Consider the following 25,188-nt stretch of genomic DNA (forward strand, 5'->3'; position numbering starts at 1 on the left):
TCAAGGCACAAAACACTATGAAATATATTTGCGCCTTGGGCTTTTTTATTATTCTTGATTTATAGGGATAGAAAGTTAACTACAAATCACGTGGAGGTGAGTAGGCCATTCCGAAAGCGGAGTGACCGCATATTTATATGTGTAGGTTACCTTTCCAAGCATAAACAAGTGTGACTTCGAGCACGCAGACTTATCTTTGTATAAACCATTCTCGTTTATAGCTGGGTAATCAGTCAATGCTTTCTGTCTCTATATATCATAGAAAAGGAGAGCTATCCCTTATGGGTTTAAAAATTGTATTTCCCATTTGCTGTGGGATTGATGTCCACAAAACCTTTGTTGTTGCTTGTATTGCTTCCACAAACAAAAAAGGAGTAACTACTTACAAACGCCGTCGCTTTTCTACCTTCACAAAAGGACTTAGAGAGTTGTCACAATGGCTTTGTGAAAGGACTGTAAAGATGTCTGTATGGAATCTACTGGGAAGTATTGGATCCCCGTGTTTAATGTACTAGAAGATTTCTGCAATATCACACTTGCACATCCTAAATACGTCAAGGCTATCCATGGTAAAAAGACAGATAAGAAAGACGCCAAATGGATTGCTGATTTATTTAAACATGATCTTGTAGCTGGAAGCTTTATGCCTCCTTTAGCTATTCGATAATTGCGTGATCTCATGCGTTATTGATTTAAATTGACTAATTTTACATCCAGTGAAAAGAATCGATTTCAAAACAGCTTAACCGTTTCGAACAACCAAATTGCATCAGTTGTTTCAGATACCTTTGGAAAAAGCTCGATGAATATTGTCGGGAAACTGTTGGAAGATCCAACTGATACCGATTTTGAAATTGAACCACTTATTCACGGTTCGATGAAAGACAAAATTTCTGATTTAAAGCTTGCCACCGATGGTTTTATTACTCCTGAACAAGCTGGAAAGTTATCTGTTATTAAGCAGCATTACGAAAACCTTAAAGCACGTAAAGCTGATCTTTAAAAGCTGATACTTTCTCTTGCCGAACCCTACACAGAAGAGATTAACTTGATCTTAACTGTTCCGTCCTTTAAGAACATCTTCTCTGCCATTGCCGTGGTTTCTGAGATAGGTGTCAATATGGACGTGTTCCCGACAGCTAAGCATCTATGTTCAGGGCTCACACCTACGAATAACGAAAGTGCTGGCAAGAAAAAGTCAGTAAGAATTTCGAGAGCAGGGGTATATATCAAGCCCCTTTTGGTACAGTGTGCTACCGCTGTAGTCCAAAGCGATAAACATCCCGAAATCAGAAACCGCTATTTGAGACTTAAAAAGCGTCGCGGTCACAAGCGTGCAATTATCGCCATAGCACGAAATGTTGTTAACAGCAATTTACCACATTTTGAAGAAAAAAGAACCATATAATCCCGAGTTATACAAAAAATCGGATGTTTTTCCAGTTCATCGAGAAATTACGGTTGAACAAGCAATCTTGTTAGCCAAATCTCAAGGCTTCAAAATTATGAACCTGAAGTACAAGTAACTTAGCTATCATCGTGGATTGTTTAGAATTTTTAAAAAGTCATCTGTGATGGCTTATTTGGCATGACCTTTGATCAAGTGAGTCCATTAAGGGTTTATTTCAGACTTCTCCTTTACTAATATTTAATAATAATTCAACACCACCTCCTGTAACCAGAAATGAGTTACGGGGAGGTGGTGTTTTATGTTAGACAAAAAGCTTTCAATTGGTATAATTAGGTGAAAAAGGCAGGATGAATATGAGGATAACTTCTTTAAGGAAGTTTTAGCCAAGATAGTTTTCTTATTAACGCAACTTAGTCACATAAGTAACGAGGTGGATTTCAACTTGTACAGAGTAGTCATTATTTTATTAGCAATATTTTTATTAATTACGTCATTATCACATTTGTTTTTTAATTATGAACTGTCTAGTTGGGTGGAATATGCAAATCTTATTATTATTTTGATTCTGGTAATAGATTTATTTAAAAAGAAAAAAGAAAACTAAATTTCACTCCATATCCGGCGGCGCATACTTTATATAGCTCACCTCTTTTACCCAAAACATATTCTTATAGTCAACGCTTTTAATCGTTCTGGTGTATATTCCCATACGCCAGATATATTTTTATGCTGCCACTTATATGTAGTTTTCCCATAAACAATTCCATATATTTCATGCTTTTAGTATAATGCAACTGAAGGGGTTACATTGAAATGATTACCAATGGGGATAGGAGGGGATTTTCATTAAGGCGCTTTATGTAAGCGACCTTCATAGCTATATTGACAAAACCATATCGCAGCTAGAAAAAATACATACACAAGTAAAAAAGATCCAGAAAAGCATAGAGAGCATTATAGCTTTGGAGGATGCGTTTAAAGGAAAAACGGCTAATTCTATTCGAACCTTTTACCAAGAGGTACATATGCCGTTTCTGTTGTTCCTAGAAGGTTTTATTACGAATTACTCCGATACGTTACAGGAAATGAAAAAGTCGATTCGAGACATGGAACCAAACAAAGATGGGGTTATTCGCGAGGATTTTCTTTCTCAAGACGTGCAACGAGGTTTTGAACGAATGGAACATATTACTACGGCGTTAACTGATGAGGCAAATGCCGTTCTTCACTCGGTCAAAGATATTGTTAACGTTCCGAATATAGACGATGGCGAGTTTCTTGATAAAGTACAACATGCGAAAAAGCTGAACCGTCAGACGATAGAGAAGCTCCACGCTTTTGACCGCCACAATACAGCTAAGCTAGACACCATAGAACAAGATATTCGCATGATGAAGAATTATCTTAGTCAAATCCGTGAGTTAGGAAACAATGGGAAGATACGTATTGGCAGCTACCAAGCAAGGCAACTAGATGATCAAAAGTTTCACAAAGAACTTGTAGCTGGTATTGAGAACAAGGCTGTGAGAAACGCAATTGGGCTAGAGGCATTGCTTGGCGAAGCAGGCAAGCTTCTACTCTCTAGGTATACCCGATTTGCAGCTATTCCGATTCAGTATTTACAGAAACATTTTGGATTAAAAACCATGGATTATAGTTATCGGGCTATGCATGCAGCTGTAGCAGCATCAGGTGACCGTTTAACTACAGGAGAATTTTCTACCATTGAACACCAAGTAATTTCCGCAGTAGAGGTCTCGGACTATAAAAAAGTGAGACAGGGAACTTACTATACATTGGTGGATGGTAGAATCGTAAGAAAATATCAATCCGAATCTGGAAGTGTAGAATATGAATTAGTGGATACGATTCCTGCCGATCGACACAAGCCAAAAGAGCCGGAAAAGAGCTGGGTGGAAAAAGCTACTGAAGGGATTGTCAAAGCAGGTTTACACGTAGGATTAGCAGGATATAAGACCGGAAAAGCTGGCTTAAAACTTTCCAAAGAGGCTTTAGACTTCGTTATATTGGATGATGTGAATACTGTTTTTGATTCAGAAGCCTCTGCAGGTGAAAGAATATGGGCAGGAGCTTCTATTATTCCAGCGGGAAAAGTTCTAAAGTTAGTTAAAGCTGGCGGAGTTATTAAATTTGCGAATAAGGGTAAGCAGACAGCGAAGAAAGTTAAAAAGATAGATAACCCTATTTCGAAACGTATAAAGGCAAGAGTCCCTAATGATGAAGTGATTTCCCCAACAAAAAGAGGAAATGCTCCAATGAGTAAAAAAGATAATAAACCTATTGAAATACATCACAAAGACCAAAATCCAGATGGTCCTTTTTATGAAATGCATCCCTCAGACCATAGATATGGAAAAAACGATAAAATCAACCATCCTAATAAAGGAAATCCTTCAAAGATAGACAGGAAGCAATGGAGAAAAGACAGACGTAATTATTGGAAAAGTGAATGGGATAATGGTCGTTGGGATAATTAAAAATTCAAATACGGAGCTGATAAGATGGAATATAAATTCAAATACTTCGAAAACCCATTGGAGAATGCTGAATTTACAGATGAAGCGTGTCAGTCATGTGGCAAAAACGAAATGTGTTTAGAAGGTGAATATTTTGATCTTGATGATGAGGTGGATTCAGTTTGTTTAAATTGCCTTAGACTAGGAAAAGTTAAAGTGAATATTCCAAATTACATTAAGGACAGAATAACAGGTCAGGGTAAGGAGGAAAAGGTAGCAGAGCTTGAAAAAACTCCTCCAGTACCCTGGATACAATACAACGATTGGCCAGTTTGTTGTGGCGACTATACAAAGTACATTGGGGAATGGGAAAGGGAGGATTTTGAAAAAAACTCTAAGGACGGTAATGGATTAAATTATTTATTAAGTATTTTAGATCAATCAACGAAAGATAAAATTGAAAACGTAAATAATTTTTGGGAAGATATAGGACAATATACTGCAATCTTTGTATTTGAATGCTTGAATTGTTCAAAACGAATTGCAGTTCCTCAAAGCTATTAAAATAGTCGACCTTGGTTGTTTGTTTAATACTCAATCAAGGTTTTTCTTTTTTATAAATAGAATTTATAAGTATACGAACATTCGTTCGCACCCTAATTAGAGTACACCTTTATCTTGTTGTTTATCCCCTCTATATATCCATTTGTTAAAAGGATACATAAATAATTGAAGGATTTCTGTTTTCCAATCGCTGAAACGTATGATAAGCACTTTGAAATGACCCTAAGACCATTATCTAGGAACATCACGGAACGTCCAAGACATTTGACATATCGTCAGGCAAATTAGTAAGGAAATAATAGGCGAAAGAATTAAGTCTAAACATAGTATACGAGGAGGATATAAACATGCCGGTAATGCTTTTAGTGGTAGAACAAGATGAAAATCAAATGAAATATTTACCTGTAATAAGGAAAAATACAAACTTAGGATTTTTTGAGATAAAACAAAGAATTGAAAATGGTAGTCCGATAATGGAATGTAATCTGTTTAAAGATGATGAGGACGATATAAAACTTAAAAAATTAATAAATGAATTGATAAGTGTTGGTGCTAAGATAAGACTGTTCGATGGTAAATTGGTTGAAAGTAAAGAAGTATCTGTTGAATACTTGATGAATAGATTTGATAGATATAAAGAAATACAAAGTCAAAATAAAATGTTAGATGATTTAATGTATGATGAGGATTAATTTTAATATACAGTTGGCAAAATTCAGCTATATTATTTTGGCGAGGTAATATTTTAGACTTAAGAAGTATTGTTAAAGTAAACACGCCAAAAACGTACTAATTAAAAAAGCTAATCTAACTGAATTTTAATCGGTTAAATGCGCAGTTAAAAATAGCACCTACTTATTCTGTAGGTGCTTTTCGTTATGTCTTTAAATGCAAAAAGAGATCCGATTGCTGATTTATATGAGGATATTGCAGCGGAAGAGAAAGCGAGGGCGACATACCAATGGATTATTGATATGTCTGATGATCCCGATTTAAATGATAGTTTGAAGTTTTTACGGGAAAGAGAAGTTGTTCACTCGCAACGTTTCAGAGAAGCTGTAGAAATATTAAAGGAAGATAGGGATGCGAAGAAAATATTTTAAAATCAAATAGTTTGAATAAATAATAGCTATGGTTGAAGAATTAATATTAGCTAGCTGTTTCAGTATGGAAACAAGAACTGTAACTGGTTTCAGTTTTACAGGAATAAATGTAAAGATCATGAAATAACGAAAGAAAACGGGCTCTTTTATTAGGTACGAAGAATGGGGCAATTTCATATAGTATGTATTGTATGTACTATGGAAAGTGGGTGAGAATTTGTTTTATCATGTAAAAGAATTACAATACCATGCTAAACCTGAACGCCCCGACCCCGTCTATGCGAAGAAACTTCAAGAAATACTTGGCGGACAGTTTGGGGAGATATCTGTTATGATGCAATACTTATTTCAAGGGTGGAGTGTCAGGGGAAACGGGAAGTACAAAGACTTGTTAATGGATACAGGAACAGAGGAAATTGCGCATGTTGAAATGATAGCTACAATGATTGCAAGGTTACTAGATGGTGCACCGGATGTTGAATTAGAGGATGCAGCGAAGGATCCTGTAATTGCTGCGATTTTAGGTGGTTCCAATCCTCAGCAAGCGATTGTTTCTGGGCTAGGCGCGATGCCTGTCGACAGTGTTGGAAACAGATGGACAGCAAGTTACATCATTGCCAGCGGAAATTTATTAGCTGATTTTAGGGCGAATCTAAACGCGGAGTCACAAGGACGGCTACAAGTCGCTCGCTTGTACGAAATGACGAATGATAGTGGTGTACGCGACATGCTATCTTGGTTATTAGCAAGGGACACCATGCATCAAAATCAATGGTATGCCGCAATTTGTGAGTTGGAAGAGAAGGAGAATATCGTTGTACCAAGTACTTTTCCTAGAGAATTAGAAAAGCAACAAGTATCCTATACGTTGTTTAATTTTTCTCAAGGAGATGCGAGTGCCAAAGGAAGGTGGGCTCATGGAAGAAGTATGGATGGCTACGGATACTTTAATTATGTCGACAAACCAATTGCATTCGGTTCAGTTCCCCATCTAAAGCCAGCGCCAAAGTATATTTATAATACACCTTTATGGGCATTACGCACCTCGGATGATCCACCTGATCCACATACAATATAATTCGTAAATAGATAAAAAATATAACAGCGCTATACCCTTAAAAAAGGTAGTGCTGTTTGTTTTATGAGTAGGAATGGCCGCATACATTAAAAACTGCCGTTTGGCAGTTTTTAATGTATACTACGGTATAATCCAATAACCTTTCCTAAAATGGTCACGTTATCGTAAATGAGAGGCTCCATTGTTGCGTTTTCCGGTTGCAAGCGTATATGATCTTTTTCTTTAAAGAATCGTTTCACAGTTGCCTCATTTTCTGCTGTCATGGCAACAACAATATCACTGTTTTGCGCAGTGTTCTGCTGTTTAACAATCACCATATCGCCATCCAGAATCCCGGCTTCAATCATACTTTCTCCTTCAATTACTAAAACAAATAAATTATCATCAGGCCCAGCACTGTTTGCCGGTAATGGAATAAATTCTTCAATGTTCTCCACCGCTGTGATCGGCAAACCAGCAGTAACTTTTCCTATTACAGGTGCATAGCGAGCTTCTTCTTTTGGAATAGGGTTATCTTCTGCAAAATCCAAAATTTCAATGGCTCTAGGCTTGGTAGGGTCTCTTCTTATATATCCTTTGTCTTCAATTCTTGCTAAATGACCATGAACGGTTGAACTAGATGCTAACCCCACAGCCTTTGCAATTTCTCTCACAGATGGCGGATAACCTTTCTGCATTACTTCATCTTTTATATAATCTAAAATCATTTGTTGCCTTTTGGAAAGTTTAGACATGAATCTATCACCTCGCACATAAGATTAATTATCCTTAGTTTACCATTAGATAAAACGTTACGCAAACATTCGTTCGAAAAACGCTTGACAAGATCATATGTTCGCGTATAATGAAATTATACAAGCGAACAAAAGTTCTATTTCACGAAGGAGGGCTATTGGATGTTTCAAAAACTGACAAAAACAGATGTATTCTATCTTGTAGCTTTTGCATTAACATTAGGTTTCTTATATTATTCTATTGTAATGAGTTAATCATATAGAAGGAGTAAAAATTGTGAAAGCAGTAATTTACTGTCGGGTAAGCACTGATAAAAAAACACAAGAAACATCATTGGTTAGACAAAAGCAGGAACTGATGAAACTAGCAGCTGACTATCAATTTACGATTGTAAAATGTATCCAGGAACAGGAAAGTGGATATACGATAGATCGTGATGGGATTTTTCAATTACTTGAGCTATTTTCCGAAAAAAAGGCAGAATGTTTATTAATTCAAGATGAAACGCGTTTAGGGAGAGGAAATACAAAAATCGCTCTTTTTCATCAGTTACACAAATTACATATTCCTATATATACTACTTACCATGGTGGTGAATTGGAATTATCCGAGGCAGACTCCATGGTGTTGCAAATCGTCGGAATTGTAGAGGAATATCAGCGGAAAATACATAATATAAAAATAAAACGAGGAATGAACAAAGCCATTGCAGAAGGATATGATCCAAGCGTAAATCTATCCAATCGGCATAAAGCTCCGGGGAGAGAAAGAAAAAAATTCCCGATCGAAGAAGTGATAAGGCTTCGTCAAAACGGCTTAACATTTGCAGAAATTGCTGTTACGTTAAACGGGCTAGGCTATACTGTATCCAAAGCCACTGTTCACAGAAGGTATCAGGAACACCAAAAAGAACTGAATTAACTGTTATTTATTAAAAATCCAAGTGGCTTTAGTCATGTAGTTGAATCCGCGGATGACATATATTAAATGAAATAGAGTTAATTACCTCTATGAAAGAATGGAAGACCTCTGGTTCAAAAAGTAAAAGGCATCAATGAGCATGAATAAAGTTAAGAGCACGGGATTACAATGCGTCAAAACTTGTCAGACTCGACTCAGACAAGTTTTTTGCACTTGTCTTTTTTCTGTGTTAGTGTAAATAAATCCAAGCCATAAAAGTATCTATTTTATCACGACGAAATCTATTGTAAAATAAAACGAAATAGATATATATTTATGATGCATTGGAAAATAAGAGAATTAGCAATTTGCATTTAGGGAGGTAAAGTAATGCTCTCAAAAAATAAAATAGAACGAATCAATCAGCTTGCAAGAAAATCAAAAGCGGATGGTCTTACTATTTCCGAACAAAATGAACAGAAACAACTGCGACAGGAATATTTACAAGGTGTAAGACATTCTTTTAAGAATCAGTTTAAAACGATGAAAGTAGTAGATCCTGATGGAAATGATGTGACACCAAAAAAAGTAAAAGATTTACAGAAGAAGAACAAAAATTAGCGAGTGAGCCTATTTTGTTATAAGTGCATGGTTTCACTTGTGGCAAAGTAGGTTTCATTATAGAATGGAGATAGTTATGATTTACGAAAGGGGCTAACTTTAATATGGCAAGTACGATCGAACAACAATCTATTAATACAATTAGAACATTATCTATTGATGCTATTGAACACGCAAATTCTGGACATCCTGGGCTTCCGATGGGCGCAGCGCCAATGGCCTATACGTTGTGGACAGACTTTATGAACCATAACCCGAAGCATTCGAAATGGTTTAACCGGGATCGGTTTGTTTTGTCTGCAGGACATGGATCTATGTTATTATATAGCTTGCTTCATTTATCAGGATATGACGTATCTATAGATGATTTAAAATCATTTCGTCAATGGGGTTCAAAAACGCCAGGCCATCCTGAAGTTCATCATACTGACGGGGTAGAGGCAACGACTGGTCCTTTGGGACAAGGTATCGGTATGGCTGTCGGTATGGCTATGGCAGAAGCTCATTTAGCTGCTAAATTTAATCAAGCAGATTTATCGATTGTCGATCATTACACATATGCGTTAGTTAGTGATGGCGATTTAATGGAAGGAATTTCTCATGAAGCTGCTTCTCTAGCAGGGCATTTAGGTTTAGGAAAACTGATTGCGCTTTACGATTCCAACGATATTTCCTTAGATGGTGATTTAAACCGTTCTTTCTCTGAGGATATTGAACGACGCTTTACAGCTTATGGATGGCAAGTTCTAACGGTGAAAGATGGCAATAATGTTGATGCAATCAGACAAGCAATTAAGGTAGCCCAAGAAAACTACGAACAACCTACCTTAATTGAAGTGAAAACGATAATCGGATACGGTTCACCAAATAAATCTGCTTCTGCGGCTTCTCACGGTGCTCCTTTAGGAGAAGATGAGGTTAAGCTGACAAAAGAATTTTATAAGTGGACACATGAAGATTTTTATGTACCTGAAGAAGTATATGCGGATTTTAATCAAAAAATTGTTCAAAAGGGTGCCGAGGCTGAAGAAAAGTGGAATCAGCAATTAGCTATGTATAAAGAAAGATATCCAGAACTGGCTGAGGAGTTTGAGCTTGCGCTTCATGGTAAACTTCCAGTTGATTGGGATAAGGAATTGCCAGTCTTTGAACCAGAGCAGGATACACTAGCAACGAGAGCGTCCTCCGGGAAAGTATTAAATGCGATCGCTAAAACTGTTCCAAATTTCTTTGGAGGTAGTGCTGACTTAGCTGGTTCCAATAAAACAACCATGAACGATGAAGGTGATTTCTCAAAGGATAACTATGCGGGTCGTAATATTTGGTTTGGTGTACGTGAACATGCAATGGGAGCTGCTTTAAATGGGATGGCATTACACGGAGGGTTACACGTGTTTGCGGGTACTTTCTTTGTGTTTAGTGATTACTTACGCCCATCCATTCGCCTTGCTTCCATTATGAATACACCAGTTACCTATGTATTTACACATGATTCAATAGCAGTAGGAGAAGATGGACCAACCCATGAACCAATTGAACAATTGGCTTCGTTAAGGGCAATGCCTGGGTTATCCGTTATTCGACCTGCTGATGGAAATGAAACTCAAGCTGCTTGGCGTTTGGCTTTAGAGTCAACAGATACACCAACTGCTCTTGTATTAAGCAGACAAAATTTACCAACGTTACCAGGTACAAAAGAACATGCATATGAAGGTGTTAAAAAAGGCGCTTATATTATAAGTGAGGCAGGGAAGGAAACACCTGACGTGATTCTTTTAGCAACAGGGTCTGAAGTTCAATTAGCTGTTCGGGCGCAAGCAGAACTAAAAGAAAAAGGCATCGAAGCGCGTGTTGTTAGCATGCCTTCATGGGATCGTTTTAAAGCCCAAGATAAGAGCTATCAAGAACAAATTCTACCATCAGCTATTAAAAAACGTGTTGCTATTGAAATGGCTTCTCCATTCGGTTGGGAAAGATATGTTGGTGAACACGGAAAAGTAATCGGAATAGAAACATTCGGAGCCTCTGCAAAAGGCGAGAAAGTAATGGAAGAATATGGTTTTACAGTCGAGAATGTTATTAAGCACGTAGAATCACTCTTACATTAAACACCGAGAGAAAGATCTAGCCAATAGGTCTTTCTCTTTTTCATTTAATTCGGCATAGCCAGACAAAAGAAGTGGTTGTTTGCTTTATAATCTGACAGTATTTTTAATAGCAAATACGTATAATAGGTGTATCTTAAAAAATATACGAGCAGTAGCACAATTAGTGGGAATAGGGAGGATTACCTATGTACACGTATTCTATTTATCATTTAACAGAAGAAGTAGCCATGTATTATTTTCATAAAAGCAGTATCTTATATCGATTTTTAAGAGAATTTGAGTCGTTGCCTTATCGTGCAGATTTGCGCAGACAATTCGAATATATTACAGATCGTATTTGTTATGATCAAATTTTGTTATCCATCCAACGTCACGAATCCACAAACTTATTTGTAAATATAGACAAGGATAAGGTTAGCTTATATAATAGAAAGGCGTTTATTTCTTTACATATTAGTGAAAAACAATTAAAATTTCATTGTAAAACGTTAGAAAGCGCAGAAGAACTGTTATTTCCTATCTTGCGTAGTTACCATCCTTTGCTTTTTGTTGTTGGTGACAATATCAAAAATTTTGGATGGATAACTCCCCTATTGGAATACAGTCGATTAGAACAAAACGAAGTATTGTATTCCTAACATGGATTTACTATACTGTATAAGAGACAACACGAAGGAGGAAAGCTATACATGGACACAATCTGGGTCGTATTAATCGCTGTGGCAGCGTTAATTATTGGTGTTGCTCTTGGATTTTTTCTTGCGAGAAAATATATGATGAACTATATGAAAAAGAACCCACCAATTAATGAGCAAATGCTACGTACCTTAATGATGCAAATGGGTCAAAAACCATCCCAAAAGAAAATTAATCAAATGATGCGTGCAATGAACAACCAGTCTGGAAAATAGGCACTTATGCATATATTAATAAGGTTAATAGCTTGCAAGTGAACACCCCTTACTACAAAATAGTAAGGGGTGATTCTATAGGTGCAAGTAATTAAATTTGGTAGCAAAGTACGTTCTATGAAATAAGTGTACAAAATTTCCGGTCTATCGGTTTTTCAGACTTCTACTTACGGAAATAGATACATTATGCTGTTTCTACCTATCAGCTAAGCTTAGAACCATTTTGATCACGCTCTTATAATCTGGACTCATGTAAAGCGTTTTCGTTTTATTGTCAAAATTGGTCATAGACTTACTAGACTTGTTTGGTACAATAGCATTGAATACAAAGGGGGTATACCATTGTCTGAGATAAATGTATTTATTGCTTTCGGAGCTGGCTTTCTTTCCTTTATATCTCCCTGTGTACTACCACTATATCCTGCATTTTTATCGTACATTACTGGGATGAGTGTAAGCGAATTAACCGAAGACAATAAAATGCTAAATGCCAAAAGCATTTTACATACGATTTTCTTCTTACTCGGGTTTTCTGCTGTGTTTATTATGTTGGGGTTTTTGAGTTCTGGTATATCTAAATTTTTGCTTATATACCAAGATGTCATTAGACAAATCGGTGCTGTCGTTATTGTGTTTTTTGGCTTGGTTATTGTTGGCGTATTGAATTTTGATTTTTTAATGAAAGATCGGAAAATCAATTTTAAAAATCGCCCCGTCGGCTTTTTTGGTACATTTATAATCGGGTTAGCATTCTCATTAGGCTGGACACCTTGTACAGGTCCGATTTTAGGCATCGTATTATCCTTGGCTGCAACGGAACCAAATACAGGAATGATTATGATGATAGGGTATATTCTCGGCTTCTCAGTACCTTTCTTCGTATTATCATTCTTTATAGGTAAGTTAAAGTGGATTAAAAAACATAGCTTAAAATTGGTCAAAATTGGTGGCTATATTATGATTTTTATGGGAATCGCACTATTTTTCGACTGGATGACGGCTCTAACGTCTTATTTAGCAGGTTTATTTGGTTTTTATGGCTTCTAATGGATTTTTACCCTATATTATATTAAAATAAATATTATAACTGCTATTAAAGGGGCAATACACATGTATAAAACGAATGATCTTATATTACGAACCACTGCATCTTTGATTGCCTTCATTTTGTTAGGTTTTGCAGTGTATTTATTATTGGCGGGACATAATTCACCAGGTGGTGGATTTGTGGGTGGACTCATGACTTCTGGTGCTATCCTATTAATGAATATGGCTTACGGGTTAGAAGTAGTAAGGAAAGTGCTACCAATCAATTTTGTGAATTTAATTCCAATTGGTTTGGCGGTTGCGATTGGTACAAGTGTGGGCTCATTTTTGTTTCAACAGCCTTTCCTATCACAAACCTATGGTTATTTTAAATTCCCTATATTGGGCGAAATTGAATTAGCTACCGCAATGCTATTTGATTTAGGAGTATACTTAACTGTAGTCGGGGTAATGATGACGATTATTTTATCAATTGCTAATGATACGGAGTAACAAGGGGGAAAAAGAATGGCCAAAATACTTGTGGTCGATGATGCTAAATTTTTGCGTACCGCGCTCGCGACAATCTTAAGAAAGAAAAATCATGAAATTGTCGGAGAAGCTGAGAACGGTAAAGAAGCAGTACGACTATATCAAGAATTAGAGCCAGATATTGTAACAATGGATATAACGATGCCTGTAATGAACGGTATTGATGCTACGAAAAAAATTATCGATATTGATCCAAATGCTTCTGTTATTATGTGTTCAGCAATGGGACAGCAAAAGGTGGTTGTTGAAGCGATTGAACTAGGAGCTAAGGATTTCATTGTAAAGCCGTTTGACGAAAATCGTATTTATGACGCCATTGATCGGGTATTACATTTAAAATTTTAGTTAAGATCGATGAAGAGTAATTTTGTTACATTCAAGTGTTTCATGATAATTGAGTTACCCAACAAACTATTTAGAAATGCTTGACCTATTATGCTGTTCAATCCTCCTTGTTAAACGCATATAAGCAGATAATTTGGTGATGGGAGAAAGTGGGTTACAAATGTTTTGGTTCATTGCAAGTACAGTCGGGGCAGCTATTATGGCTACTTCGATGATATTTCTTCGATTAAAAGCAGCAAAAAAACCTGCTTCAGTTAAAAAAATCATTTTACCACCACTTTTTATGAGTACAGGAGCTTTTATGTTTTTATTTCCTGTGTTCCAAATTAGCTGGTATCAAGTGATAGAAGCGTTTAGTGTCGGCGTAATATGCTCCATCTTTTTGATTAAGACATCTAAGTTTCAAATAAGGGATCAGGCGATCTATTTAATACCGTCAAAAGCATTTGCTTTTATATTGTTTGGATTATTACTATTCCGTATCGTCATTAAGCTTGTCATAGGAAGTCATATATCTCTAGGAGAAACAAGTGGCATGTTCTTTCTGTTGGCGTTTGGGATGATACTTACTTGGCGATTAGCCATGCTTTATAAATATTTACAGCTAGCGAAACAATTAAACAGCACTTATAATAAAAATACGAGTTTGTGAAAAGCGTTAGACTATTTGCCTAACGCTTTCTGTATGTGCGCCAGGCATTGCGCACATGAGAACAGGCCCTCTTCCTTAGAAGGCCTAAAGTATAAAAAAAGTGATTAGTATAGTCTTATTAATTCTTTAAATCCATTAAATGCATTTTTACCGAAATCATCACTATATTGATTTATATGTTTTTGAATTTCATCAAGATGTTCATGGAGAAAAGAATGTATTTCAGTAGTATCTGCTACATTATATATTTCATGAAGAAAATCTATAGTTTCTCCAATAAGAAAGCTATTATTAAGTTTTAATATAACTGAACATATTTTTGGTATAGCATTAAATGCTTCTTCCGCTGAAAGGCCCTCAGTAAGTTCTTCAAAAGACTCTCTGAAATACCACTCATTTTGATCAAGTTCCGCTTCCCAATTTTCAAAGATATTTAGTAGTTTTTGTTCCACGATGTTAACCACCTTTAATTTGAAATCATCAAATTTCTTAGTCTTCTTATTATAATTGAAGTGGATTGTAATTGTTTTACTACCTTAGCTTAATACGGGATAAAATGGAGTGAGCTATTTCTGTCTCACCCCATCATTTGACTTAAAATCCTATTTATTTACAGAGCAGATAGTTGCGGAGTTAAAAAATTCATCCCGTATATAAGGTGCTGTAAGAATTTCGCTTCAGGGGTTGGATAATCTGTACTGCAACAAGTCTAAGCGGGAGATAGCAGCACCTAAATACCCTATTTCGTGAGAGGCCTTTAGGTCATCATACCCTTATGGTACTAACAAGCCGTCGGGAATGAATGAAATCCACCACTGATGGAAGATTCACTTTATAGAGATAAAGAGTTTCTGTTATGATTGATGTTTTTGCTTCCAATCAGCATCATAATCATTTTTTGATTGTTGAAAGAAGTGCTCATAAGGAGTCGTATCAATCTTTTTTTGCGCTAATTTTTTCCGTAAAAATTTGTGGTCACGTTTAGGTGTGGCAATAATATATCCTTCAATTAATATATCACGAGTAATCCTCTGTTTGTTTTTTGCTAAAGCGACTTCGCCAATTTTACCTACTATCTTATGCTTTGCTACATCACGGAATAGCTCCGGAACAGGGGATACTAACTCATCCAATAGTTCTTTTTCTTCGTCTCCCCACATATGCTTCGTTTCGTTCACATAATAGGTTTCCCAGTCCATAGTAGACTTCCCGTCTTCCTTAGGTAATCGCTTAAGAAATTTTCGAAACATGAAGTATCCACCAATAGCCATAATAGCAATCATAAAAAAACCCCAGAAAATAATTAAGTAATTAACAAGAACCGACATAATATCACCTTTTTCTCCCCTTTTTACCAAAATTTCGTAATAATTTGACAAAATATTTAACTATTTAATTTATTTTTTCATGTACTTATAGTAAGATTACTAATAATTGGATGTTTAAGGCGCAGTTAACTTCATTATAAGATGAAAAATATTTTCAAACAAGCGTCATACTATCAGAGGCGAGCACATATATCTGTATAAAGAAAGGATTTGTTGATATTTGCAAAACGAGGGGGAAATATGATGAGGTACGAAAAAGAGACAGGAAATACAGATAAATCTATCCATTTAGCTGAAATGCAACAAGAACAAAGGAAAAATTTACAATTATCTTCACTGCCAGCATCTATGCTTACATGGATAGAAGAGAACTGCCATGATATTATTTCTGTTATAGATGAAGACGGTTTGTTTATTTATATTTCTAAATCTGTCGAGCGTATCCTTGGTTATCAACCATCACAGTTAATTGGAAAGCCATGGTATAAAGTTATTTCTTCAGAAGATATCGATTATATAAAGGAAAGTTGTAATCCTGATCCATTAATGAAACTCTTTTACCAATTGAATGTAATCAATAGTGATGGAAAGTCTATTTGGTCTTCTTGTACTTTAACGAAGCTCAAAGATAGTAAAACAGGTAGAACTTTTTATATTTCCATTGTTGCAGATATACGAGATAAAAAAGAAGTAGAAGAAATCATGATTCAGTCAGAAAAAATGTCCGTAGCTGGTCAACTGGCTGCAGGTATTGCTCATGAGATTCGGAACCCCTTAACATCTTTAAAAGGTTTCTTGCAGTTACTTCAGGCTGGTGTGAGAAAAGAAGAATATTACAATATTATGATTGAAGAAATAGAAAAGATGGAGACTATTACATCAGAGTTACTATTTATTTCCAAGCCGTTAACAGAAACCAAACAACTGGAATCGATTGAATCCATGATACATGATGTCATTGTACTACTAAGACCGCAAGCAAAAATGAAAAGTATTCATATTGAATATAATGGATCAGGAAAAGAAAAAATTTATTGTGATCGTTCTCAAATTAAACAAGTATTAATTAACTTAATTAAAAATGCAATTGAAGCGATGGACCAAGGAGGAACCATTCGTATTTTTACCAGCTCTTCCGATTCTCATATAGATGTTAGCATCATCGATGAAGGACCTGGAATACCTCAAGATATAATACATAAATTAGGAGAACCATTTTTCACTACTAAGCAGAGCGGTACAGGCCTAGGCCTTATGATAACAAAACAAATCTTAGAAAGACATCAAGCCTTTTTAGAGATGAAGGCAAATGAACAGATCGGTAGCACGTTTCGGATTATCTTTCCAGTTCCAGCTTAGTTTTCATGAAAATAAAAAAGTGCCAGAGCCTATTGTTTGGTGAATTCGTTATGCGTATAAATGGCTCATTGCAATAATATTTTTTTGTATAAGTATTTCTTATCACTTCGCATAACTTTTTACTATAACCGTTGTAGGGGTGAATGGTTTGTTTTATCATGAATTTTCTTATAAGATAGAGACAGTGAGAGGTTTTATACTGTTAAAGTAATAACAAATGCCGTGTTTTTTAATACGGTGAGCATGAAGAGAGGGGTACACACATGGGGAAGAGCAATTTTGTGAATACGAAAAAACAATTTGAACTTAATGGGAAAACGTACAATTACTATGAATTAAAAGCTTTAGAAGAAGCCGGATTAGGCAATATATCCCGGCTACCATTTTCAATCCGTGTACTTTTGGAATCGCTGGTTCGTCAGCATGACGGTCATCAAATTAAGGATGAGCATGTAGAGAGATTAGCAAAATGGGGAACGAAAGAAGGCAAGGGAGTGGATGTTCCATTCAAACCTTCCCGTGTTATTTTACAAGACTTCACAGGGGTTCCAGCAGTTGTTGACCTTGCTTCTTTACGAAAAGCAATGGTAGATATGGGAGGAAAACCAGACGAAATTAATCCTGAAGTACCAGTGGACTTGGTAATTGACCACTCTGTGCAGGTGGATCAATATGGGACACCAAATGCCTTAAAGGCAAATATGGAATTAGAGTTTGAACGAAATGCGGAACGTTATGAATTTTTAAACTGGGCACAAAAGGCATTTAATAATTATCGCGCAGTTCCACCAGCAACCGGAATTGTTCACCAGGTAAACTTGGAATATATAGCAAATGTTGTTCACGGTTTAGAAAACGAAGATGGAGAATATGATGCATTTCCAGACACATTAGTGGGAACGGATTCACACACAACCATGATTAACGGACTTGGTGTATTAGGCTGGGGTGTTGGAGGAATCGAAGCGGAAGCAGGTATGCTTGGACAACCATCTTACTTCCCTGCACCTGATGTAATTGGCGTGAAATTTACTGGCAGTTTTCCGAATGGAACAACAGCAACTGACTTAGCACTAAAAGTAACGCAAGTACTGCGTGAAAAAAATGTAGTAGGTAAATTTGTCGAATATTTTGGTCCAGGATTAAAAGATATGCCGCTTGCAGACCGAGCAACCATTTCTAATATGGCACCGGAATATGGTGCTACTTGTGGGTTCTTCCCTGTTGACAAAGAATCACTAAGTTATTTAAAGCTTACAGGCAGATCGCAAGAGCAAATCGATCTTGTTGAAAAATATTGCAAATTAAATAATCTATGGTATTCACCGGATCAAGAAGATCCAAAGTATACAGAGGTCGTAGAAATTAATTTGTCCGAACTTGAACCAAACTTGTCAGGACCAAAGCGCCCACAAGATTTAATTGCACTATCTAATATGAAGAAGGAATTTAATAAAGCAATTACAGCACCAGCTGGAAATCAAGGGTTTGGGCTGGATAAGTCAGAATTCAACAAAGAAGCTGTTATTGAGCATCCGAATGGGAATACTTCTGTCATGAAAACGGGAGCGCTTGCGATTGCTGCAATTACATCTTGTACCAATACGTCAAACCCTTACGTTATGCTAGGAGCAGGGCTACTTGCGAAAAAAGCAGTCGAAAAAGGTTTAGAAGTGCCAGATTACGTAAAAACATCCCTTGCACCTGGTTCAAAAGTTGTTACTCGTTATTTGGAAGACGCTGGCCTGACGCCATATCTTGACAAACTAGGCTTTAATCTAGTTGGTTACGGATGTACCACTTGTATTGGTAACTCAGGACCTTTACGTGAAGAAATTGAGCAGGCCATTATCGATCATGATTTGACAGTAGCTTCTGTGCTTTCTGGAAACCGTAACTTTGAAGGACGTATACATCCATTAGTTAAAGCCAACTATTTAGCTTCACCGCCTTTAGTTGTCGCTTATGCGCTTGCAGGGACCGTCGATATTGATTTGACAAAAGATGCTTTAGGTACAGATAAAAATGGTAATCCTGTGTATATGAATGATATCTGGCCTTCTATGGAAGAAATTAAACAGCAAGTAGAAACAGTGGTTCAACCAGAAATCTTCCGCAAAGAATATGAAGACGTATTTACTTCTAATGAACGTTGGAATCAAATCGATACAACGGATGAGCCACTATTTGAGTGGGATAGCGAATCTACGTATATTCAAAACCCTCCGTTCTTTGAAGGTTTATCAAAAGAAGCTGGTTCGGTCGTACCATTACAGAATCTGCGTGTTATTGGAAAATTCGGTGACTCTGTAACAACTGACCATATTTCTCCAGCAGGTGCGATTGCTAAAGATATGCCTGCGGGAAGGTATTTACAAGATAAAGGTGTGTCGCCACGTAACTTTAACTCCTATGGTTCTCGTCGCGGAAATCACGAAGTTATGATGCGTGGAACGTTTGCGAATATTCGTATTCGTAATTTAATTGCACCAGGAACAGAAGGTGGATATACAACATACTGGCCGACGGAAGAAGTAATGCCTATTTATGATGCTGCAATGAAGTATCAGCAAGATGATACCGGTCTTATGGTTATTGCAGGCAAAGACTATGGGATGGGATCTTCACGTGACTGGGCTGCAAAAGGTACCAATTTATTAGGTATTAAGACGGTTATTGCTGAGAGCTTTGAGAGAATTCACCGTTCTAACTTAGTGATGATGGGAGTTCTTCCGTTACAATTTAAGCAGGGCGAAAGTGCCGATAAGCTTGGTTTAACTGGGAAAGAAACCTATCATGTCGAAGTAAACGAAGAAGTAAAACCGCATGATTTAGTTAAAGTAACAGCAGTTGACGAAGCAGGTAAACAAACAGAATTTGAAGCTGTTGCCCGTTTCGACAGCGATGTGGAAATTGATTATTACCGTCATGGCGGTATCTTACAAATGGTGTTACGTAATAAACTAGGCGTTATATAAAAACGCCAAAAAAAGATCTCTGTCTTATTTGTGACAGAGGTCTTTTTTATAAGATAAAGAATGTATAAAATGAGGTGCTTGAGGATAACGAAATAACCGAATAGGCCAAGCTAAGCTTTTCTTACTTCTGTTAATCCTATATAATTTAATCTTTTCCAAGCTGTATCCATGACAATTTTCTAACATGGATAACTGTTTACTTTACATTTGCTATACAATTAATCTACGATGAAAGAAGATCGCTAAGAAAAAAGCTGTTAGCAAGCAATAAGAGGAAATACAATGATCTAGAGGGAGCAGATCAAACATGAAAGAGCAAGGGGATATTTTATGGTTAAGAGAATAGTAGGTGTTTTGCTTATTATCGTATTAGCTGGTGGAGTACTGTTTAATTACGTTCAGCAAAGAAAAGAGTCAGAATCAACTACAGCAAATGAGTATAATGTAACAGGTGATACAGATGCCAAAGGAGGAATGATTTCTTCTGTCCAAGAAACTCATGAAATTGGTGATACCGCACCAGATTTTGAGTTAAATACGTTGCGTGGAGAAAAACTACAACTCTCCAAATTAAGAGGAAAAAAGGTAATCTTAAATTTTTGGGCAACGTGGTGTCCGCCATGTCGCGAGGAAATGCCTGAGATGCAAAAATTTAATGACGACTTTAAGGAAGAAGTAGAGATTGTAGCTGTCAACTTAACAGAATCGGAAAATAAAGAAGCAAATGTAGCTGAATACATTGATAAGTATCAATATACGTATCCAATTCCCTTGGATAAAAAAGCCAAAGTCCGAAGTGCATATACGATTATTGCTGTACCTACCACTTATTTTATTAATCAAGAAGGAAAGATCACTAAAATACATCCTGGCCCAATGGATTACGATTTTATGAAAGAAACAGTTAAATCCATGTGAAAAATAGGATGATTTAAGCTAATTTAAAGCAAGAGGAAGCAACTGTACAATTTGCAGGAAATGTTTTATCCATCTTAGCGCTATCTGCTGACTTTTTAGTTCAGACAGATAGCTTTTTATAATATATGCTGCTTCAACGTTCAGAAATGAGGTCAGTTGGACAAAACATCCAAGTACTCGATATTCTTAGTGAACCAGGAGCTGGAACTTAACCTAGCCATTATCGTTTATTTAGGCTTCTTTGTATCTACTCGGGCTCCTGAAGTGAGTTTTACGGGCTCTTGCATCGGAATGAAAATTCTTTTTCCCTAGTCCCTCGTAGGTAAAATAAGCTGATAAATTAGCTTTGAATTATTATTTCAATTAATTACGAAATCCTATACAAAAGTAACGTATAGAATAATGAAGGAATGGGTATCCTGCTTCTTAAAAGGAGGAGATGACCATTTCTCTAAAAAAAGGCAGAACATTTGATGAATTGGTACAAGAAAATCGGCAATCTATTTTAGCAGATAAACGGCTGATGGAAAAGATAGAGGAAAAGCTAGAAGCAAAAAGGAAACATATACAAAGGAAAAATGCATAATGAGAAGCGTAACCGCAAGTAGAAAATGGAACGGTTACGCTTGTTTTTTGCAATTGGAAAAATGCATGAAACAGCTGTAGTAAATGGTATAGATTTTTATCATCTTGGAAAACTAGAAACGCAATACAAAATGAATGAAAGGAGTTATTGCCATGTCAGATCGATATCAACCAAAGCCTGATGATCGCAGTGATAATGTCGAAAAATTACAAGAAATGGTGCAGGATACGATCCAAAACATTGAAAAAGCACATGAAACCATGCAATTTTCTTCAGGCGAAGAAAAAGAAGCTATCAAGGAAAAGAATAAGCGAAGAGAACAAGCTATTGAAGGTATGCGACAAGAAATCAAAGATGAGTACGAAAATCAACACTAATGCTTTCGTTAACCCTCTTAGATACGAACTGTATTGCAGAGGGTTAATACGCTTTTAATTGTCTGTAAAAGCTGTAAGAGGAAGGAATTCCAAAAATATGTTAAGCTAAAAAGAGGAAAATAGTTTTATATAGGAGGAATCCTTCATTGCCAAAAATCAAAACACCAATTGAAGTACGTTATCAAGAAACCGATCAGATGGGAGTAGTATATCATGCAAACTATTTAGTCTGGTTTGAAATTGGCAGAACTAAATTTATTGAATCTCTTGGCTTGGAATATACAGAAATGGAATCACACCAAATTGTATCCCCTGTTACTAACGCACAAATCCAATTTAAAAAGCCAATTCGTTATGGTGAACAAGTAACTGTAGTAACATGGTTGGAAGCTTATAATGGGATTCGCACGGTATATGGCTATCATATTCTAAACGGGAAAGAAGAGATTGCTGTTAGTGGAACAACCGAGCATGTTATCGTCAATAAGGAGACCTTTCGTCCTTTATCATTAAAAAAGACTTTTCCAGATTGGCACCAAGCCTATATGAATCAATTAGAAGGGGAGAAAGAACGTGGCATTCGGCATTAGCCGTAAAGAATTGACGGCCTGGAAACAAAAGGTTAAAGCAGGAGAAGTCGCTTTTTTAACGCATTTCTGGTTGGATGATCGATTCCCGGATTGTAATACCGTTACGAAAGCAGGCTGTATAGACATTCAGAAATTAGTTCTTTGGGGGAAAAACTATGACTTACCACCTGAATGGATTGATCAAAAGGATGGGCTTCCTCATTTTGATTTGTTTGGAGAAAAACAAAAATACATATTGGAACAAGAAGGCGAGTGGCAGCAAATAGAACGATTTCAATTATAAAGTGTATCTTCAACAGTGGTTTTTATCCATCAGATGAGTAAAGAACAGAACGCGGCAGACTACCAATTATATGCGGGTATAAGTCTTGGAATGTTACTTACTTCACTAAATCACCGTCTTATATGCCTGAAAGATAATGTAAAAAGAGCTTAAAACTAAGCTCTTTTTACTTGTATAGGAAGCTATAAAATGAGGTACTTGTGGATAACAAATAACCGAATAGCCATGTCCGGCGCATGAGCCCAGCAACGATGCGACTTTAGAAATGCGCCCTCCGATAAGGCATCATCGGTTCGTTGCAAAGAGGAAGGCCGACTAAAAACGGGCTTGCCGCCAGACGTCGGCATACCCCTGTTTTTAGTGGATGATTCCTAAATCTTTAGTTGATTCGTTCCATTCGCTACGTTGCTAAACGGGCGCTAGCGCCTTTGTTCATAAGCTATTTCTGGTTCTTGTTTTTTTCTGCTAAACTTAATTTTTAAATCGTTGTCTTCAAAATACCATGCATCTTTTTCTTCTACATAGAAAGTGATATTTTCTACTTCTTTGGAAGCATGAACTTCTACTGGTTCATCTTTACTGACACCTAGAGAAAACCCTGGAATATTTCCTCCAAACCCTCCATATCTGACGAAAAAACGGATATATGTCTCATTTTTTTCTAGATCCAACTCATTTTTATACCATTTCGCTGCTTCTTTACTTACTTGTATGTCCATGGTGACAGCTCCTTTTCATTTCTTATTCTTGTCAGGTACCAGATCAATACCGCCAGGATGAAAGGGATGGCATTTACTAATCCGTTTTATTGTTAAATACGTGCCTTTCAAAGCGCCAAATCGCTTATAAGCTTCGAGCCCATATTCCGAGCAAGTTGGATAAAAGCGGCAACTGGGTGGTTTAAATGGGCTAATAGCAGCACGATAAAATTTAATTAAACCAATGAAGATATTCTTCATAGAACCCCTTCTTTATTTTACACTTCTTTCGTTTTATCATAAGTTACTGCAGCAATAGCATCATGCATATGGATGGACTCCTCGTTTTGGCAGGTTACTTTAAATTTTGTAATAAAGGAAGTCTCATATAAATCAGCAGCTATTAATCGAACCATATCTTCAACAAAACGTGGATTTTCATACGCTTGCTCCGTTACCATTTTTTCATCCGTTCGTTTCAAAATAGGATGTAATCTTGCACTGGCATTGCTTTCTGCTGCTTCCAGCAATACTTTTTTCCAATCAAGGTCTGCCTCCTGATAATCTTCACTAACACTTATTTCCATTATAACATTTCCACGCTGGTTATGAGCACTATATTCGCTTATTTCTTTAGAACAAGGGCATAGCGTTGTAATAGCTGCCGATAACGATAAATAAATACAAAAGCCTTTTAATTCGTGATATTCTATACGAATACCGGCATCAGCATGATTTAGACCGGTAAGACCAGTATCCGGGGCTTGTCTTTCAAAAAACCAAGGAAAGTTCACTTCTAACGCTGCGTCTTGTTGTTCCACACGCTTGGCAATTTCTTTGGTAAACTTTTTTAAAACATCTAGTTCAGTAGAAAAACCGTTTTTTTGGTAATTTGCCAATTGCTCCATGAACCGACTCATGTTTGTTCCTTTATTCGTTTGTTTTAAGCTGGAAGTAAACGTGAATTCACCGATACTTGTTTGTGTATACGGTGCTATTGAACTATATATCATAATAGGGTTTTTTACCTTTGTTACCCCAACCGCATCTAGATCAAATAAAAAATCTTTTTTGGTATTCTGTAAATCCGCCATATGCATTTTATCAACAGGTTTTGTTCGCGGGGCTGGCTTTACAGAACCAAATAATTGATGGCGCTTTTCTTTCGAAGGTAATTGTTTAATCGGAAAAGCTTTTGTTTGATGACCCATCATATTGCCCCCTTTCTCTATACTTTTAAAGTATACGTTACGAAGAAATGATAATCAATTTATAGGTTTTACCCTAATTTTAATGGTTATCGAGAAAAGTCTAGGCGGGGTTATCATAGCTCCTATATTCCATGTCAGCAAAAGATCTACAACGAGGATGGAACAAACGCGTTTTTATCCAGAATGTAAATGCCGTAAGCCACCGCTTTTTGAGCCTGCGGATAGAAAATGAAAATGTCTAAGTGAAAGGCAACGGCATCTACATCCTCGATTCATTCGGTTTTTTAAATGTAAACCGGCATTGTAGCGGGAAAAGGAGAGCTATATCAGCGACCCATTAAGTTAAAATAAATAACTCCATACGGTAATCTATTTCG

The 25,188-nt window shown here is 36.6% G+C and carries 30 protein-coding genes and 1 pseudogene; 25 read left to right on the forward strand and 6 right to left on the reverse strand.

Going from position 1 to position 25,188, the window contains the following annotated elements; genetic code table 11:
• The first annotated feature begins 469 nt into the window (after positions 1–469).
• The 9 genes and pseudogenes from BKP57_RS23025 (at position 470) to BKP57_RS21035 (ending at position 6,633) form a co-directional block, all read left to right on the forward strand.
• Positions 470–667, forward strand: coding sequence for an IS110 family transposase (locus tag BKP57_RS23025; protein ID WP_232231263.1), 198 nt, complete (start codon positions 470–472; stop codon positions 665–667).
• Between the two features lie 30 nt (positions 668–697).
• Complete coding sequence (locus BKP57_RS23030) at positions 698–1,003, forward strand: hypothetical protein (RefSeq protein ID WP_232231264.1); 306 nt, start codon at positions 698–700, stop codon at positions 1,001–1,003.
• Between the two features lie 45 nt (positions 1,004–1,048).
• Positions 1,049–1,408, forward strand: a complete 360-nt coding sequence (locus tag BKP57_RS23035; RefSeq protein WP_232231267.1) for a transposase — start codon at positions 1,049–1,051, stop codon at positions 1,406–1,408.
• A 445-nt stretch (positions 1,409–1,853) separates the two neighbouring features.
• Positions 1,854–2,015: a hypothetical protein gene (locus BKP57_RS22375; protein WP_156875395.1), complete on the forward strand. Its 162-nt coding sequence runs from the start codon at positions 1,854–1,856 to the stop codon at positions 2,013–2,015.
• A gap of 241 nt (positions 2,016–2,256) precedes the next feature.
• Positions 2,257–3,909 (forward strand): T7SS effector LXG polymorphic toxin, encoded by a 1,653-nt coding sequence (locus BKP57_RS21015; protein WP_257786718.1) that lies wholly within the window; start codon positions 2,257–2,259, stop codon positions 3,907–3,909.
• 24 nt (positions 3,910–3,933) lie between these two features.
• The gene (locus tag BKP57_RS21020; protein ID WP_072742308.1) at positions 3,934–4,452 is read left to right on the forward strand and encodes a CbrC family protein; all 519 of its coding nucleotides are present in this window, start codon (positions 3,934–3,936) and stop codon (positions 4,450–4,452) included.
• A gap of 347 nt (positions 4,453–4,799) precedes the next feature.
• Positions 4,800–5,144, forward strand: coding sequence for a hypothetical protein (locus tag BKP57_RS21025; RefSeq protein ID WP_072742309.1), 345 nt, complete (start codon positions 4,800–4,802; stop codon positions 5,142–5,144).
• Positions 5,145–5,336: 192 nt separating this feature from the next.
• Positions 5,337–5,555 (forward strand): annotated as a pseudogene (locus BKP57_RS21030) (manganese catalase family protein); the annotation flags it as partial.
• A gap of 217 nt (positions 5,556–5,772) precedes the next feature.
• A complete protein-coding gene (locus BKP57_RS21035) occupies positions 5,773–6,633 on the forward strand; it encodes a manganese catalase (RefSeq protein ID WP_050352835.1) in 861 nt (286 codons plus the stop codon).
• A 110-nt stretch (positions 6,634–6,743) separates the two neighbouring features.
• Here BKP57_RS21035 and lexA read toward each other — a convergent pair whose 3' ends face one another.
• The gene (lexA, locus tag BKP57_RS21040) at positions 6,744–7,367 is read right to left on the reverse strand and encodes a transcriptional repressor LexA (protein ID WP_050352836.1); all 624 of its coding nucleotides are present in this window, start codon (positions 7,365–7,367) and stop codon (positions 6,744–6,746) included.
• A 277-nt stretch (positions 7,368–7,644) separates the two neighbouring features.
• On the opposite strand from lexA, the gene BKP57_RS21045 reads away from it, so the two are divergent.
• The 9 genes from BKP57_RS21045 (at position 7,645) to BKP57_RS21085 (ending at position 14,483) form a co-directional block, all read left to right on the forward strand.
• Positions 7,645–8,289: a YneB family resolvase-like protein gene (locus tag BKP57_RS21045; protein ID WP_072742310.1), complete on the forward strand. Its 645-nt coding sequence runs from the start codon at positions 7,645–7,647 to the stop codon at positions 8,287–8,289.
• Between the two features lie 369 nt (positions 8,290–8,658).
• Complete coding sequence (locus tag BKP57_RS21050) at positions 8,659–8,889, forward strand: DUF896 domain-containing protein (protein ID WP_050352838.1); 231 nt, start codon at positions 8,659–8,661, stop codon at positions 8,887–8,889.
• 104 nt (positions 8,890–8,993) lie between these two features.
• The gene (gene tkt, locus BKP57_RS21055) at positions 8,994–10,997 is read left to right on the forward strand and encodes a transketolase (protein WP_072742311.1); all 2,004 of its coding nucleotides are present in this window, start codon (positions 8,994–8,996) and stop codon (positions 10,995–10,997) included.
• Between the two features lie 185 nt (positions 10,998–11,182).
• On the forward strand, positions 11,183–11,635 hold the full coding sequence (gene sirA, locus BKP57_RS21060) for a sporulation inhibitor of replication protein SirA (RefSeq protein ID WP_050352840.1): 453 nt from the start codon (positions 11,183–11,185) through the stop codon (positions 11,633–11,635).
• A 51-nt stretch (positions 11,636–11,686) separates the two neighbouring features.
• The gene (locus BKP57_RS21065; RefSeq protein WP_050352841.1) at positions 11,687–11,908 is read left to right on the forward strand and encodes a YneF family protein; all 222 of its coding nucleotides are present in this window, start codon (positions 11,687–11,689) and stop codon (positions 11,906–11,908) included.
• 342 nt (positions 11,909–12,250) lie between these two features.
• Positions 12,251–12,955 (forward strand): cytochrome c biogenesis CcdA family protein, encoded by a 705-nt coding sequence (locus BKP57_RS21070; RefSeq protein WP_050352842.1) that lies wholly within the window; start codon positions 12,251–12,253, stop codon positions 12,953–12,955.
• Positions 12,956–13,018: 63 nt separating this feature from the next.
• Positions 13,019–13,447 (forward strand): Na(+)/H(+) antiporter subunit B, encoded by a 429-nt coding sequence (locus BKP57_RS21075; RefSeq protein WP_050352843.1) that lies wholly within the window; start codon positions 13,019–13,021, stop codon positions 13,445–13,447.
• A gap of 15 nt (positions 13,448–13,462) precedes the next feature.
• The gene (locus BKP57_RS21080; RefSeq protein ID WP_050352844.1) at positions 13,463–13,831 is read left to right on the forward strand and encodes a response regulator; all 369 of its coding nucleotides are present in this window, start codon (positions 13,463–13,465) and stop codon (positions 13,829–13,831) included.
• Between the two features lie 160 nt (positions 13,832–13,991).
• The gene (locus BKP57_RS21085; protein ID WP_050353538.1) at positions 13,992–14,483 is read left to right on the forward strand and encodes a CcdC family protein; all 492 of its coding nucleotides are present in this window, start codon (positions 13,992–13,994) and stop codon (positions 14,481–14,483) included.
• A gap of 104 nt (positions 14,484–14,587) precedes the next feature.
• On the opposite strand, the gene BKP57_RS21090 is transcribed toward BKP57_RS21085, so the two are convergent.
• Both BKP57_RS21090 and BKP57_RS21095 read right to left on the reverse strand, forming a co-directional pair.
• Complete coding sequence (locus tag BKP57_RS21090) at positions 14,588–14,935, reverse strand: hypothetical protein (RefSeq protein WP_050352845.1); 348 nt, start codon at positions 14,933–14,935, stop codon at positions 14,588–14,590.
• Positions 14,936–15,337: 402 nt separating this feature from the next.
• Complete coding sequence (locus tag BKP57_RS21095; RefSeq protein WP_050352846.1) at positions 15,338–15,811, reverse strand: DUF2621 domain-containing protein; 474 nt, start codon at positions 15,809–15,811, stop codon at positions 15,338–15,340.
• Positions 15,812–16,054: 243 nt separating this feature from the next.
• Here BKP57_RS21095 and BKP57_RS21100 point away from each other — a divergent pair, with 243 nt between their 5' ends.
• From BKP57_RS21100 to BKP57_RS21130, 7 genes are all read left to right on the forward strand, one after another.
• Positions 16,055–17,170 (forward strand): ATP-binding protein, encoded by a 1,116-nt coding sequence (locus BKP57_RS21100; RefSeq protein WP_050352847.1) that lies wholly within the window; start codon positions 16,055–16,057, stop codon positions 17,168–17,170.
• A gap of 263 nt (positions 17,171–17,433) precedes the next feature.
• A complete protein-coding gene (acnA, locus tag BKP57_RS21105) occupies positions 17,434–20,148 on the forward strand; it encodes an aconitate hydratase AcnA (protein WP_072742312.1) in 2,715 nt (904 codons plus the stop codon).
• Between the two features lie 330 nt (positions 20,149–20,478).
• On the forward strand, positions 20,479–21,066 hold the full coding sequence (locus BKP57_RS21110; RefSeq protein ID WP_050352849.1) for a redoxin domain-containing protein: 588 nt from the start codon (positions 20,479–20,481) through the stop codon (positions 21,064–21,066).
• A gap of 439 nt (positions 21,067–21,505) precedes the next feature.
• The gene (locus BKP57_RS21115) at positions 21,506–21,652 is read left to right on the forward strand and encodes an FbpB family small basic protein (protein WP_072742313.1); all 147 of its coding nucleotides are present in this window, start codon (positions 21,506–21,508) and stop codon (positions 21,650–21,652) included.
• Between the two features lie 152 nt (positions 21,653–21,804).
• On the forward strand, positions 21,805–22,029 hold the full coding sequence (gene tlp / locus BKP57_RS21120) for a small acid-soluble spore protein Tlp (protein ID WP_050352850.1): 225 nt from the start codon (positions 21,805–21,807) through the stop codon (positions 22,027–22,029).
• A gap of 146 nt (positions 22,030–22,175) precedes the next feature.
• Positions 22,176–22,619: an acyl-CoA thioesterase gene (locus tag BKP57_RS21125; RefSeq protein WP_072742314.1), complete on the forward strand. Its 444-nt coding sequence runs from the start codon at positions 22,176–22,178 to the stop codon at positions 22,617–22,619.
• The gene (locus BKP57_RS21130; RefSeq protein WP_050352851.1) at positions 22,603–22,902 is read left to right on the forward strand and encodes a hypothetical protein; all 300 of its coding nucleotides are present in this window, start codon (positions 22,603–22,605) and stop codon (positions 22,900–22,902) included. The genes BKP57_RS21125 and BKP57_RS21130 overlap by 17 nt, the downstream gene beginning before the upstream one ends.
• A gap of 419 nt (positions 22,903–23,321) precedes the next feature.
• Here BKP57_RS21130 and BKP57_RS21135 read toward each other — a convergent pair whose 3' ends face one another.
• The 3 genes from BKP57_RS21135 to folE2 are packed head-to-tail and all read right to left on the reverse strand — an operon-like array spanning position 23,322 to position 24,811.
• Entirely contained in the window at positions 23,322–23,621 is a 300-nt protein-coding gene (locus tag BKP57_RS21135) for a HesB/YadR/YfhF family protein (protein WP_050352852.1), read from the reverse strand.
• 15 nt (positions 23,622–23,636) lie between these two features.
• A complete protein-coding gene (gene yidD / locus BKP57_RS21140) occupies positions 23,637–23,861 on the reverse strand; it encodes a membrane protein insertion efficiency factor YidD (RefSeq protein ID WP_050352853.1) in 225 nt (74 codons plus the stop codon).
• Between the two features lie 17 nt (positions 23,862–23,878).
• Positions 23,879–24,811, reverse strand: coding sequence for a GTP cyclohydrolase FolE2 (gene folE2 / locus BKP57_RS21145; RefSeq protein ID WP_050352854.1), 933 nt, complete (start codon positions 24,809–24,811; stop codon positions 23,879–23,881).
• Positions 24,812–25,188: the final 377 nt, after the last annotated feature.

Source organism: Virgibacillus sp. 6R (assembly GCF_001895305.1).
GTDB lineage: Bacteria > Bacillota > Bacilli > Bacillales > Amphibacillaceae > Virgibacillus > Virgibacillus pantothenticus.

What these genes read in the sequence shown, in the direction of transcription:
- BKP57_RS23025 (WP_232231263.1), top strand. Translation starts at nt 470, where the DNA reads ATGGAATCTACTGGGAAGTATTGGATCCCCGTGTTTAATGTACTAGAA.
- BKP57_RS21020 (WP_072742308.1), top strand. Translation starts at nt 3,934, where the DNA reads ATGGAATATAAATTCAAATACTTCGAAAACCCATTGGAGAATGCTGAA.
- BKP57_RS21025 (WP_072742309.1), top strand. Translation starts at nt 4,800, where the DNA reads ATGCCGGTAATGCTTTTAGTGGTAGAACAAGATGAAAATCAAATGAAA.
- lexA (WP_050352836.1), bottom strand. Translation starts at nt 7,367, where the DNA reads ATGTCTAAACTTTCCAAAAGGCAACAAATGATTTTAGATTATATAAAA.
- BKP57_RS21050 (WP_050352838.1), top strand. Translation starts at nt 8,659, where the DNA reads ATGCTCTCAAAAAATAAAATAGAACGAATCAATCAGCTTGCAAGAAAA.
- tkt (WP_072742311.1), top strand. Translation starts at nt 8,994, where the DNA reads ATGGCAAGTACGATCGAACAACAATCTATTAATACAATTAGAACATTA.
- sirA (WP_050352840.1), top strand. Translation starts at nt 11,183, where the DNA reads ATGTACACGTATTCTATTTATCATTTAACAGAAGAAGTAGCCATGTAT.
- BKP57_RS21065 (WP_050352841.1), top strand. Translation starts at nt 11,687, where the DNA reads ATGGACACAATCTGGGTCGTATTAATCGCTGTGGCAGCGTTAATTATT.
- BKP57_RS21075 (WP_050352843.1), top strand. Translation starts at nt 13,019, where the DNA reads ATGTATAAAACGAATGATCTTATATTACGAACCACTGCATCTTTGATT.
- BKP57_RS21080 (WP_050352844.1), top strand. Translation starts at nt 13,463, where the DNA reads ATGGCCAAAATACTTGTGGTCGATGATGCTAAATTTTTGCGTACCGCG.
- BKP57_RS21085 (WP_050353538.1), top strand. Translation starts at nt 13,992, where the DNA reads ATGTTTTGGTTCATTGCAAGTACAGTCGGGGCAGCTATTATGGCTACT.
- BKP57_RS21095 (WP_050352846.1), bottom strand. Translation starts at nt 15,811, where the DNA reads ATGTCGGTTCTTGTTAATTACTTAATTATTTTCTGGGGTTTTTTTATG.
- BKP57_RS21100 (WP_050352847.1), top strand. Translation starts at nt 16,055, where the DNA reads ATGAGGTACGAAAAAGAGACAGGAAATACAGATAAATCTATCCATTTA.
- acnA (WP_072742312.1), top strand. Translation starts at nt 17,434, where the DNA reads ATGGGGAAGAGCAATTTTGTGAATACGAAAAAACAATTTGAACTTAAT.
- BKP57_RS21110 (WP_050352849.1), top strand. Translation starts at nt 20,479, where the DNA reads ATGGTTAAGAGAATAGTAGGTGTTTTGCTTATTATCGTATTAGCTGGT.
- BKP57_RS21115 (WP_072742313.1), top strand. Translation starts at nt 21,506, where the DNA reads ATGACCATTTCTCTAAAAAAAGGCAGAACATTTGATGAATTGGTACAA.
- tlp (WP_050352850.1), top strand. Translation starts at nt 21,805, where the DNA reads ATGTCAGATCGATATCAACCAAAGCCTGATGATCGCAGTGATAATGTC.
- BKP57_RS21135 (WP_050352852.1), bottom strand. Translation starts at nt 23,621, where the DNA reads ATGGACATACAAGTAAGTAAAGAAGCAGCGAAATGGTATAAAAATGAG.
- yidD (WP_050352853.1), bottom strand. Translation starts at nt 23,861, where the DNA reads ATGAAGAATATCTTCATTGGTTTAATTAAATTTTATCGTGCTGCTATT.
- folE2 (WP_050352854.1), bottom strand. Translation starts at nt 24,811, where the DNA reads ATGGGTCATCAAACAAAAGCTTTTCCGATTAAACAATTACCTTCGAAA.